The following is an 11,919-nucleotide window of genomic DNA, read 5'->3' on the forward strand; positions in this document are numbered from 1 at the left end:
TAATTGAATCTTAAGGTTTGTAACGCGTTTCATGTCAAGTTTTATTTTAAAAACATCCAGAGCTTATCATAGTATTATCTCCAATAATTACTCCCATATTTATAACTCTTCTATATATTGAGTAAAATGACTATTCTTCAAATGGCGGATCTACATGAATATCTCTATCTGGTTCAGTACTTACCCAGCGTGTAAAGATAACCTGAAATCCGGCTCGAGTCGGCGCGCAGGCAAAAGGACCTGCCTGTTGTCCCGTTTCATAAGGAAAACGTGCTACACGTACAGTGCGCCAGCTTTGATTTTCGGTTCGGGCTCTAATGATAACCGCATCCTGTAGTTGTGAAGCACGGATCGTGACATTTTTCCCTACCCAATCGGGTACAGGAGCTAATGACCAATCGGAATAGCCATCTGTGACTACGACTGCCAGCTGAGGAATTCCGTCATTTAATTCGATTCCGGCTTTAATCCACTTTTGTTGTCCTTGATACAGCATTATACCGGCCTGATCGTAAAGCTCCGTAAATGAGCCTAATTGAAACGTGACTTCGATGGCAGAGCCTTCTTCCCAGTCTGTAAGCAGGGAATGTCCGCTACTGCGTTCAAACCCATACAAAGTTTTTTCCCAGTAGTCGCTTCCTTCTCTGGTTTCAACTTTAAGGAACTGGTCTTCTTCTATGGATGATACAGGATGATTAGTCCATGTCCCTGTAGTCCATGCAATCGATTTTTGATTCATTAATCTCATCCTCTCATGCTTTATTGAACGATGCCCTATTTCCTTTTCTCCACCAATTGCAAATTGTACGTCAGACTTTCAAGGGTCACTGAAATCAACCCAAACATGTATTCATCATGAGTATCGTTTTTCACAAAAATTTCGGGCATATGTTCTTTGGGTACATCTTTTAGACAGCCGTTATAAATATCGTCCAACAGATTCGGCTTGGATAACTCTCCAGTCAAAGCGATAGATACAGGGTCTATAATTGCAATAATGGAAGTTATCGTTTGGATCGCCAGAGGAACAAATCCCTCTGTGCTATTTAACTGTTTAAGCTGTTCCTCTCTTGTTAAATCAAAAGGTAAGAAGGAAACTTCCCCCGCAAATTTGGTATTTCCTTTTAACAAATGTCCATCGACAATAAAACCCGCTCCGGGGAAATTGTCTTTTGGAAACGTAACAATAGCAAAGGTTTTATCCTCATCATAATTCTGCATGTTATAAAATCCGTAGACTGTTAAATGCATATCATTTTCAATGGTAACTTCTAATCCGTATTTATCTTGAAGCTGTGGACCTACAGGGACTCCTATGAGCAGGTCGAGATCACAAACATCGATAATTCCTTGATGAACAACCCCGGGGATGCCAATTCCAATGGCTTTGACGTTTCCATAGTTATTAATCAGCTCTCCAATTTTGGTTTCTATGACCTCATAATCAATATGAGGCACAATGGAAGTATTCTCGATGATGATATCACCAAGCAAATTAGCAACAGCATAAGTAAGAGAATGTATACCGCCTTCCGTTTTCACATTTAAACAGATAATATAAGAATAATCAGCGTTATATTTGTAACGTCTAGCCGGACGTCCGCCGTTCGACTCTTCCAATTCCGTCTCTAATACTTCCCCGGTTTGAAGAAGCTCATTCAGAATATTTCCGCAGGTTGCCACACTAAGACCTGTGATACTGGCTATCGATGACTTGGTTGCATATTCCTTGGATTTCAGTGTGTTTTTAACTAACTCTACATTAATTTGTTTAACCCGAATGGTGTTATTGGAGACTGGTTGTATTTGAATACACTCCTTTTCCAGTATTTATTAAAAGGTTTATAATAAGTTGTAATATAACGCTCTGCCTGTAAAAAGTCAATTTGTACGCCTTTTCCTCTTCTCCTCTATCATCATGCTATACTATAAATAAGAAATAAATTTTTAGTGCAGCATTTCTGCGTTGAAAGTCACTTAAATAGGGGGGAATTCTGTTGTCAGCTATTGAGTATATAGCAATCATCGCATTGCTCCTCTCCGTCATACTTTTAATTAAGGTCTACAGCCTTCAATCTCGGCTTAATGACTTGAAATCCGACGTGGAGCGTCTAGAAAATCGTTCAGGAATACAAGGAACATCGCTGTCAGGCACCATCCCTGCCTCTCCTCCACATATTCTAGATGCAGGAGCTTCAGAAGATATCAATGAAAGGTTGCTCCTGCTCATTAGGGAAGGAAAAAAGATTCAAGCCATAAAAGAACTGAGAACGGCTAAGGATCTTTCCCTTAAGGATGCAAAGGATTATGTGGATCACTTGGAAAAACTCTAAAGAAAGGAAGAAATAAGATGAGTGCCAGCAAAACAAACGCCATGCGCATATTGGACGGGCAACATATACAATACAATATTTTGAGTTATGATCATCAAGATGGAAAAATAGACGGTATGAATGTGGCTGAGAAAATCGATAGAGCCCCGGAGATAGTTTTCAAAACTTTGGTTGCACACAGCAAACAAAATCTGTTTGTTTTTGTAATTCCTGTACATAAAGAGCTTGATCTCAAAAAAGCAGCCAAATCCGCGGGAGAGAAAAAAATTGAAATGCTTCCAGTTAAGGATTTGCAAAAGTTTACGGGATATATTCGCGGTGGCTGCTCCCCCATTGGAATGAAAAAGCTCTACCCCACTTTTATCGACCAGCCTGCATTGGAACTGGAAGCCATCGTTGTAAGCGGTGGGAAAATTGGGACCCAACTGGAGTTAAGTCCGCACGATTTAGCTCAAATCATTCAGGCTCAGTTTACAGATCTAACGCATACAGCATAAAACTCACTACATGATCATAAAATCTTTATGCGTATTTTCTTATCCCATACTTCATCAAGCTTCAACCTGGAGAGGAAGATTTAATGATGCATAATGATTGCCCTAAAAATGCAAGAATCCCCCAACCCATCAGATGTGATGGTGCTGGGGGCATCGACAAGGGTCCACGTGATGTGATGAGGGATCTACAGAATCCCGATATGCTGGTTCCCCCCGTAACGGACAATGGTCTCATTCCAAATATGAGATTTTCTTTTTCTGATGCCCATATGCAGCTTAATCACGGTGGGTGGTCAAGAGAAGTAACGGTAAGGGAATTACCTATTGCTACAACCCTTGCCGGGGTGAATATGAGTTTGACACCGGGTGGTGTACGTGAGCTTCACTGGCATCAGCAAGCGGAATGGTCATATATGCTGTTGGGAAGTGCTCGCATTACAGCAGTAGACCAAAATGGACGTAATTTTATTGCTGATGTGGGTCCCGGAGATCTCTGGTATTTCCCTCCTGGCATTCCGCACTCTATACAGGGACTTGAGGATGGGTGCGAATTTTTGCTGGTTTTTGATGATGGTAGTTTCTCCGATCTGAACACCCTATCCATCTCCGATTGGTTCGCACATACTCCCAAAGACGTACTTTCTGCAAATTTTGGTGTACCAGAAGCTGATTTTGCAGCAATTCCTCAAGACCAAGTATATATCTATCAGGATTCCGTTCCCGGTTCTCTTCAAAGCCAAGCGGTTTCCTCTCCCTATGGTACGATACCTCAGTCCTTCAAGCATGAATTACTAGCCCAGCCCCCAATCAAAACGCCGGGCGGAAGCGTACGAATCGTCGACTCCTCCAATTTTCCGATTTCCAAAACCATTGCAGCTGCTCTTGTTGAGATTGAGCCCGGCGCCATGCGAGAAATGCACTGGCATCCTAATAATGACGAATGGCAATACTATCTTGCCGGGCAAGGACGGATGACTGTCTTTGGCGGTAATGGTGCAGCCCGTACGTTTGATTTTAGAGCCGGAGATGTTGGATATGTGCCTTTTGCTTACGGTCATTACATTCAAAATACAGGCTCCAGCACACTTTGGTTTCTTGAAATGTTTAAAAGTGACCGTTTTGCAGATGTTTCCTTGAATCAATGGATGGCCCTTACGCCTACAGAACTGATTCAGAGTAATTTACATGTAGGTACTGATGTGATCTCAAATTTACGAAAGGTAAAATGGCCCGTTGTCAAATATCCCAGTTATTCTTATGACCCTAAAAAGAAATAACCATAAGAGGTCCGATGATTACTATACAAAAAAACACCGTATCTAAATACGGTGTTTTTACAAACTAATTAACAAAGACTATTCCTCAGAGTCTACATTGTGGTAAACCTGCTGAACATCCTCCAAATCTTCTAATGCATCAATCAGTTTATCGAATTGAACCTGTGCATCTTCTGGAAGAGAAATATCATTTTGGGCAAGCATGGTGAGCTCCGCAACGGTAAACTCAGTTACTCCTGCTTGTTTGAAAGCTTCCTGCACAGCATGGAATTGATCAGGCTCTGCATATACGATGACGGCTTCATCTTCTTCAATGATGTCACGTACCTCTACATCTGCCTCCATCAGTAGCTCCAGCACTTCATCTGCGGTTTTACCCACCAGACCAATAACTGCTGTTGAATCAAACATGTAGGCTACAGATCCGCTCACACCCAGGCTACCACCATTTTTAGTAAAAGCAGAACGCACATCCGATGCTGTACGGTTAACGTTATTGGTCAGCGCATCTACAATGACCATGGAACCGTTCGGTCCGAAACCTTCATAACGAAGCTCTACGTAGTTTTCATCGCCAGCACCTTTTGCTTTTTCAATAGCACGGTCAATGATTGCTTTGGGTACATTGTACGTTTTTGCACGTTCTAGAACTACTCTTAGTACCCGATTGGATTCAGGATCAGGTTCGCCTTGTTTGGCTGCCACATAAATTTCCACGCCAAATTTAGCATATATACGACTCGTATTAGCATCCTTGGATGCCTTCTTTTCTTTAATGTTATTCCACTTACGTCCCATAATATCCCGCTCTCTTCCTGTATGAATATACACAACGAACTTCATTATATCCTTGTATATTATATCTCCTAAAGGACATACGAACAAGTTTAAACAACTCTGTTATGGAAAAATAAACAATTCTACCTAATTAGGGATGCTTGAAAATGTGTACTTTCATTTCTCCTCATCTATGGACAATCTCCCTATCCATGTCTAAGATGAAGAGGAAGTCTGACTTGAAGGAGATCATTCACTTGGATGTCTTGTACAAAAAGTTGAGCCATAATCATGAAATCACAGTATACGAAACCACCGAGCTGTATGGTGAAAAGGGATTATTTCGGGTGATGCAGTTTTCAAATACAGCCGTCCAAGGCGCGGTGGACTTGAATCATCCACAACGCATTTTGTTCGAATATCCGAGAGCAATTATCCATCTTATGGAGCTGAACGATCCATCATTTGAAGATGTATTTGTTATCGGGCACGGTATAGGTACAATAGCGGGTCATTTTACAGATAAACGTTTTAAGATTGCCGAGCTGGATGCACAAGTTGTAGAGTTCAGCCGAACATTCTTTGGATACGATCAGGATAATGTGACTGTTGGCGATGGACGACGCCTTCTGGAGAAGGAAGCGCCGGATGCTTATGACTATGTTATTTTGGACGCCTTCACGGAGCTGGGTACGCCCTTGCATTTAGTATCCTGGGAATTTTTCAAGATGGCCAAAGAAAAGCTGGATTCCGAAGGCTCCCTGATCATGAATTTAATGGGCAAAAGTGAACACGACCATTTGATCAATGCCATTCATACAACGTTGCGTGAAGAATTTGCCTATGTCTCAACTTTCTCGCTCCCCTCGGAAGGCGCTGCCGACGTTCAAAATATCATTATGATAGGTCGGGACAAGCCAATCCGGTTTCAGGCACGTCAGATGGCGGACTTTCATGAGATTACACTCGGAGAAGGCCATATTCTACGGGATATAGATGCTTAGTGTAGTTCCAATATTCGTCTCTCTACATCTTCAATACGAATCGTCTCTTTGTTGCAGCTTTTTCGTTCCACTAACTCTACTTTCCCGTGTTCGGCATCTTTACCTACGATGATGCGCACGGGAATACCTACTAAATCGGAGTCTTTGAATTTAACCCCAGGCCGTTCCTCACGATCATCCAGCAGCACCTCCACACCGCGATCCTGCAGCTGGTTGTGTAATTTCTCGGCTATTTGCATCTGAAGCCTGTCTTTCACAGAAATCGGAATAATATGAACTTGAAACGGGGCTAGTGCATAAGGCCATATCATTCCGTTCTGATCGTGATTTTGCTCTACAATGGCAGAAAGGATCCGGGATAAGCCAATGCCATAGCAGCCCATAATCATCGCTTGCTCAGCTCCAGACGCATCCAGAAAGGTCGCACCCAGCTTCTCACTATATTTGGTGCCCAATTTAAATACGTGTCCGATCTCAATTCCACGATGAAGTTTCAATTCCCCTTCGTCACATCGAGGACATCTATCCCCTTCTATGACATTGCGCAAGTCAGCCACATGCCGAAGATCTATATCGCGCCTTGGGTTCACATGTCGATAATGGTAATCCAGCTCGTTCGCGCCTGCGATACCGCTGGACATTTGGACAACGGCGTAATCCACCCACACAGGGATTGTCAATCCGCATGGGCCTATGAACCCCGAGGGGGTTCCAGTCGCCTTTGACACGATGTTTGTACTTGCTATTTCGAATTTTTCACTACCTAAAATATGTTTAATTTTCACTTCGTTAACCTCATGATCCCCCCTAACAACTACAGCAATAGGTTGATCGTCAGCCATATAAATCAGTGTTTTGATGATTTCTTTGGGCTCTATGTGAAGCGATTCAACCAGTTGATCTATTGTACACAGGCCTGGAGTATGGAATTTTTCCATTTTAGCTGTATCAAAAGAAGGAGGGCTGACTTGTTCATTTTTATATGAGACAGGAGATATTTCTATTTTTCCCGTCGATCGCGCCACGGCTTTTTCAAGATTAGCTGCATATTCACAGCAGGTACATGCTACAATGGTGTCCTCTCCAATATCAGCTAGAGCCATAAATTCATGGGTTTCACCTTCGCCACCAATGGCACCCGCATCTGCTTCTACTGCACGAAAGTTTAGACCACAGCGAGTGAAAATGCGATGATATGCCTGGAACATGGTCGAATAGGTATGATCTAGTCCTTCCCAATGTGCATCAAACGAATAGGCATCCTTCATCAAAAATTCTCTACTGCGAAGCAGGCCAAATCGCGGACGTCGTTCATCCCGAAATTTGGTTTGAATTTGATACAACGTTACAGGCAATTTGCGATAAGAATTCACTTCATTTCGTATTAAAGACGTAATGACCTCTTCATGTGTAGGCCCCAAAGCAAACTCCCGACCATGCCGATCTTGCAAACGCATCAACTCAGGACCATAAACATCGTATCTTCCTGATTCTTGCCACAGCTCCGTTGGCTGCAATACAGGCATCAGCAGCTCCCCAGCCCCTACGCGATCCATTTCATCCCGTACGATTTGCTCTACTTTTCTGAGCACCCGTCTGCCCAGGGGCATATAGGTGTACATTCCAGCCGCCAGTTGGCGGATAAATCCTCCCCGCAGCATAAGCTGATGACTGATCACTTCAGCTTCTGCGGGTGCTTCACGCAAGGTTGTCAGTAATAATTGGCTTTGGCGCATGTGTAGCTTCCTCCTTGTTGGACGATAAAATGTACGCAAAAAGACACATCCGTCAGGGACGAATGTGTCGTGGTACCACCCTTCATTTGACCGTAGCCATACACGGAACGGTCCTTCATTAGATAACGGCGTCTAGCCGGTAACGGTTTATCATACAAACCGCTACAGCTCGCAAGGCAGGGAAACGTTCATTCGCGGCGAGAAACCTTTCAGCCCATGAGTTTCTTCTCTGTATAGCGAGTATTGAACCTTTGATCCTTGGTCTACACTATTCCTATATATTACAATTTTCACCACTTTACACGAAATGTAATTTCTAGTCAAGGAGATAATCTTCTGCTACACAGCAAGAAACTCGTTACCCTGCTCTGCCTGTAAGGGCCGCATAGAATAGATCAGTCTGTCCATCATACAACATGCTCCTTTTACAAATTCAATAATTGAGGCCATTACATACGTGAAGCTCCAAATATGCGCTGTTGTAGGTTAGAGTTCTCTTGATTAATTATGTATCATTCTTTTTAAAATACACGCCCTTGAAAAACACAAAATTTTGCGTATGTGTGCCATACAGCTCCTGAAACCTAGAATGAAGTTTATTCATAGAAAGAGTCTCTGAGACCGTCCGATCCGTTTGCAGGGTCAAGTCGACACAGCTAATTCCAAATTGGCACACTTGCTCCATAGGATAACCTTGGGTAATTCCATATATCATCCCGGCAATAAAAGCATCATCTGCGCCTGTGACATCAATGACCTCTTGAACGGGATGAATGGGAATTTGGCCATGAGTTCCATCCTGAGAGGCGTACAAAACACGATCAGCACCGCAGATAAAAATGACATTCTGAACTCCAAGTTTGTGAAAAATTCGGGTGGCATCCAACATATGCTGATCATCTGTAAGTTCTAGCTCCAAATAGGCTTCAGCCTCCACCGGTTTACATACCAGCCACTCCACTCCATGCAAATTTCGGGGAAGCTTTCTCATCTTCGAGGCCGATACCGAAGAAACGACAATCGGAATCCGATGCTCATGACAGACATGTATGGTGGCTGCAATTACGTTCATAGAGAAATTAGTGTCCAGCAGAACGAGTCGGGATGAGGCAATTAAAGGAGCATTTTCAAAAATTACTGAAGGACGAATCTGATCATAAATCTCCATTTCTGCTGTCGCTACAATCAGTTCACCACGCTCGTTCAGCAAGGCAGTATAAACCCCAGTTGACGGTTCACCTTGGACTTGCAGAGGAACCACGTGCATGTAACGGCTGGACTGTTCGATAATAAATTCACCTTCCGCATCGTCCCCAACTGCGGTCAGCAGGCTGACCCGCTGGCTCAACCTCCCTAAATTTTCGGCTACATTTCGTGCTACCCCACCGCAAGATTGCAGTCTTGTACTGCTCGGATTGGAGGTATGAAGCTGAAATGTACCTTTAATCATGATTTTACGATCCAAATTGGCCCCCCCGATACATAGTATTGGTTTGCTAGAGGGCCAAGGCTCGTCCTGTTCATTTTGGTGGATTTTTTTTAATTTCATCATTTGACTCCTTTCTCGAGTCTATTCGTTAAAATGATTTAAATTTGTACAGAAATAGGCACTATATAAAATTAACACGTTCCAAATGTCATATTCCCAAGAATAATGTCGAGTTCGTTAAAATATCCTAAAGTTACACATGCAAAAAAACACCCTATTGTAAAGATATCTTTCACTTTTACGATAGGGTGATTGGGTTGGAACTACAGCATAGTTCTTCCTTACATTATGTTATTCAGGATTTTTGCAAAATCCTCTATTTCAAAATAAATAGAGCTGCTCCGTGAGGAGGTAAATCTGTGGACAGCTCTTGTGCTAAAACACCTAAATCTACATGGTTCCATAAATCTCTGGCATTTGCCTGACCTTCAATACCAAGGTCTTTTAAGGATACACGCACCTTTGAAGATTCATCCCCAGCATTAAACAAAGCTGCATATACATGCCCTTTCCCGTTATGTGAAGTCCAAACGATATGTTCATCCTTTCTATACACCTGCCGTGCATTCAAACCGTTGCGATGAGCATTTAACACTTCTTCATTAGTCAGCAAAGAAAGAGTCCATGCATCATTATCCCGCAGTTCGCCCCCGAACATCAGGGGAGACCGGAAAATGCTCCACAAGGTCATCATCGTTAGCTGCTCATCCTTAGTAAAGCGTGTCCATCTGTCATGGCTGCCGGAATCTACCGAATCTACCGAACGAATACCCAGATGACCCAGTGGCAGCATGTCGCAATCCGGCCAGTGACCTGGACCTACATGTTCTGCCCATTTCTCGCAGCGCTCAAACATACCATACAGTAAAGGCCATACATCCCAGAAGTCATCAGTCATACGCCACATATTCGCGTTTGCGATTAAATCAGATGCATACTCCAGCGGTGCAGGACCAGGCGATAGACTCAACACCATCGGACGTCCGCATTGGGCGATAGCCCGCCTAATCAATTCAATTTCCGCCAAATGAATACCATAGAGACGTGATGCAGCAATGTCATCTACTTTGACAAAATCCACACCCCATTCCGCATACAGATCAAACAACGAATTATAGTACTCCTGTGCGCCTTCCTTGGATGCATCTACCCCATACATATCTGTGTTCCAGGGACAAATAGAGTTGGGATGCGCAATTTGTCTCGCCGTGGCTGTGGTTCCCAAAATCGGGGTATCCTGATGCACCGCCTGGCGGGAGATGCCTCTCATAATATGTATACCAAATTTCAATCCCAGACCGTGTACATATTCCGCAAGAGCTTGGAAGCCTCGTCCATCTGCTGCCGAAGGAAACCGATTCACCGCTGGAATAAGACGTGAAAATGAATCTATTGCCAATGGGACAAACGGGCGATACTGTGAAGATACTGCTCCTGACTCATACCACTGAATATCTACCACGACATATTCCCAACCATATTCCTTCAGATGCTCCGCCATATATTGAGCATTTCCCCGTACTTCCTCTTCCCGTACTGCTGCACCGTAGCAATCCCAGCTATTCCACCCCATAGGTGGTGTATGCGCTGTCAAATGATGCTTCATTTCATTCATCCTTTCATCCAGTAGATCTCATCCTGCTACCAAAAATCCCCTCATCAGTACGTAACTATTATAATGTAAACCCTTACTTTTGTCGCTCGTCTCCTTTTTCATTTCCACTTTTTATACATTTAAGTTGACTAACTAAAAGAATGTGGTACATTTAAAATTGCTTTTAAAAAACTTTGACTTGAATCAGAGGGTGATTTTACATGTGTGAACATACTTATCGAATTTTGTTGTTTTACAAATATGTCAACATTGAAGATCCTGCCACCTTTACGGCAGAGCATCTGGCTTACTGCAAGGAGCTGGGCGTCAAGGGAAGAATCTTGATTGCTGCGGAAGGAATCAACGGAACACTGTCTGGTACAGTAGAGCAAACGGAGCAATATATGCGTGATTTGCGCGCCAATCCGAAATTCCACGATATCGTTATTAAAATAGATGAGTCTGACGGTCATGCGTTCAAGAAAATATTTGTACGCCATCGTCAGGAGCTTGTTACGCTGCGTCATGAAGATGAGCTGGACCCTAATGAAATTAGCGGTAAGCGTCTGTCACCAAAGGAGTTTTATGAACAGCTTCAAGATGAAGATGTAGTTGTTCTGGACGGACGTAATGACTATGAATATGACATCGGTCATTTCCGCGGGGCTATTCGCCCCGAAGTCGAATCGTTCCGTGAATTTCCACAATGGATTCGCAACAATATGACTCAGTTCAAAGACAAGAAAATTCTGACGTACTGCACCGGAGGTATCCGTTGCGAAAAGTTATCGGGTCTTCTTATCAAAGAAGGATTTAACGATGTAGGCCAGTTGGATGGCGGCATTGTGACTTACAGCAAGGACCCGGAAGTACAAGGACGTTTGTTTGACGGTAAATGCTACGTATTTGACGAACGAATCTCGATTCCGATCAATCATACGGATGAGGACGTCATTGTCGGCAAGTGCTTCCATTGTGAAACGCCGAGCGATCATTATATCAACTGCCCAGTGTGCAATCTCCAGCATATTGCATGTCCGGATTGCGAAGAACAGCATCAGCACTATTGCTCTGACGATTGCCGAACCAAAGCGGAAACCGTAGCTACTGCATAAATTGGCAGTATCATTGGTTCATTATAATAAAAGGGATGCCCTATTAGCCGTTCATCATGGCTGTGGGCATCCCTTTTATTGTTTTCACAATAAGTGT

General features: G+C 43.3%; 11 protein-coding genes. 5 read left to right on the forward strand and 6 right to left on the reverse strand.

The annotated features are described in order from the left end of the window. Window positions 1-130: 130 nt before the first annotated feature. A complete protein-coding gene (locus NSS94_RS25550) occupies window positions 131-739 on the reverse strand; it encodes a DUF1349 domain-containing protein (protein ID WP_029515109.1) in 609 nt (202 codons plus the stop codon). Between the two features lie 35 nt (window positions 740-774). Further along, window positions 775-1,683 carry an ROK family protein gene (locus tag NSS94_RS25555; RefSeq protein WP_080658555.1) on the reverse strand — a complete coding sequence of 303 codons (909 nt, stop codon included), beginning with the start codon at window positions 1,681-1,683 and terminating at the stop codon, window positions 775-777. A gap of 314 nt (window positions 1,684-1,997) precedes the next feature. On the opposite strand from NSS94_RS25555, the gene NSS94_RS25560 reads away from it, so the two are divergent. The 3 genes from NSS94_RS25560 (at window position 1,998) to NSS94_RS25570 (ending at window position 4,107) form a co-directional block, all read left to right on the forward strand. Further along, entirely contained in the window at window positions 1,998-2,333 is a 336-nt protein-coding gene (locus NSS94_RS25560; RefSeq protein ID WP_069011188.1) for a ribosomal protein L7/L12, read from the forward strand. 17 nt (window positions 2,334-2,350) lie between these two features. Further along, window positions 2,351-2,830 (forward strand): Cys-tRNA(Pro) deacylase, encoded by a 480-nt coding sequence (gene ybaK, locus NSS94_RS25565; RefSeq protein WP_069011189.1) that lies wholly within the window; start codon window positions 2,351-2,353, stop codon window positions 2,828-2,830. A gap of 86 nt (window positions 2,831-2,916) precedes the next feature. Then, the gene (locus NSS94_RS25570; RefSeq protein ID WP_069011190.1) at window positions 2,917-4,107 is read left to right on the forward strand and encodes an oxalate decarboxylase family bicupin; all 1,191 of its coding nucleotides are present in this window, start codon (window positions 2,917-2,919) and stop codon (window positions 4,105-4,107) included. A 78-nt stretch (window positions 4,108-4,185) separates the two neighbouring features. Here the strand turns inward: NSS94_RS25570 and NSS94_RS25575 are convergent, their stop codons facing one another. Beyond that, on the reverse strand, window positions 4,186-4,905 hold the full coding sequence (locus NSS94_RS25575) for a YebC/PmpR family DNA-binding transcriptional regulator (protein WP_013310214.1): 720 nt from the start codon (window positions 4,903-4,905) through the stop codon (window positions 4,186-4,188). Window positions 4,906-5,123: 218 nt separating this feature from the next. Here NSS94_RS25575 and NSS94_RS25580 point away from each other — a divergent pair, with 218 nt between their 5' ends. Beyond that, window positions 5,124-5,888: a spermidine synthase gene (locus NSS94_RS25580; protein WP_080658550.1), complete on the forward strand. Its 765-nt coding sequence runs from the start codon at window positions 5,124-5,126 to the stop codon at window positions 5,886-5,888. On the opposite strand, the gene NSS94_RS25585 is transcribed toward NSS94_RS25580, so the two are convergent. The 3 genes from NSS94_RS25585 to NSS94_RS25595 form a co-directional block, all read right to left on the reverse strand. Then, a complete protein-coding gene (locus NSS94_RS25585) occupies window positions 5,885-7,624 on the reverse strand; it encodes a proline--tRNA ligase (protein ID WP_341040468.1) in 1,740 nt (579 codons plus the stop codon). The two genes, NSS94_RS25580 and NSS94_RS25585, sit on opposite strands and share 4 nt — an antisense overlap. A 505-nt stretch (window positions 7,625-8,129) precedes the next feature. Continuing rightward, the gene (locus NSS94_RS25590) at window positions 8,130-9,173 is read right to left on the reverse strand and encodes a carbohydrate kinase family protein (RefSeq protein WP_029514878.1); all 1,044 of its coding nucleotides are present in this window, start codon (window positions 9,171-9,173) and stop codon (window positions 8,130-8,132) included. Window positions 9,174-9,429: 256 nt separating this feature from the next. Continuing rightward, entirely contained in the window at window positions 9,430-10,719 is a 1,290-nt protein-coding gene (locus NSS94_RS25595; protein WP_341040469.1) for a glycoside hydrolase family 27 protein, read from the reverse strand. A 209-nt stretch (window positions 10,720-10,928) separates the two neighbouring features. Here NSS94_RS25595 and trhO point away from each other — a divergent pair, with 209 nt between their 5' ends. Next, the gene (gene trhO, locus NSS94_RS25600) at window positions 10,929-11,822 is read left to right on the forward strand and encodes an oxygen-dependent tRNA uridine(34) hydroxylase TrhO (RefSeq protein WP_209950193.1); all 894 of its coding nucleotides are present in this window, start codon (window positions 10,929-10,931) and stop codon (window positions 11,820-11,822) included. The last annotated feature ends 97 nt before the right edge of the window (window positions 11,823-11,919 follow it).

It is taken from the genome of Paenibacillus sp. FSL L8-0644, assembly GCF_038008165.1.
Classification (GTDB): Bacteria; Bacillota; Bacilli; order Paenibacillales; family Paenibacillaceae; genus Paenibacillus; species Paenibacillus polymyxa_D.

Coding starts and splice junctions, on each gene's coding strand:
- ybaK (WP_069011189.1), top strand. CDS start 2,351: ATGAGTGCCAGCAAAACAAACGCCATGCGCATATTGGACGGGCAACAT.
- NSS94_RS25550 (WP_029515109.1), bottom strand. CDS start 739: ATGAATCAAAAATCGATTGCATGGACTACAGGGACATGGACTAATCAT.
- NSS94_RS25590 (WP_029514878.1), bottom strand. CDS start 9,173: ATGAAATTAAAAAAAATCCACCAAAATGAACAGGACGAGCCTTGGCCC.
- NSS94_RS25575 (WP_013310214.1), bottom strand. CDS start 4,905: ATGGGACGTAAGTGGAATAACATTAAAGAAAAGAAGGCATCCAAGGAT.
- NSS94_RS25570 (WP_069011190.1), top strand. CDS start 2,917: ATGCATAATGATTGCCCTAAAAATGCAAGAATCCCCCAACCCATCAGA.
- NSS94_RS25595 (WP_341040469.1), bottom strand. CDS start 10,719: ATGAAGCATCATTTGACAGCGCATACACCACCTATGGGGTGGAATAGC.
- trhO (WP_209950193.1), top strand. CDS start 10,929: ATGTGTGAACATACTTATCGAATTTTGTTGTTTTACAAATATGTCAAC.
- NSS94_RS25585 (WP_341040468.1), bottom strand. CDS start 7,624: ATGCGCCAAAGCCAATTATTACTGACAACCTTGCGTGAAGCACCCGCA.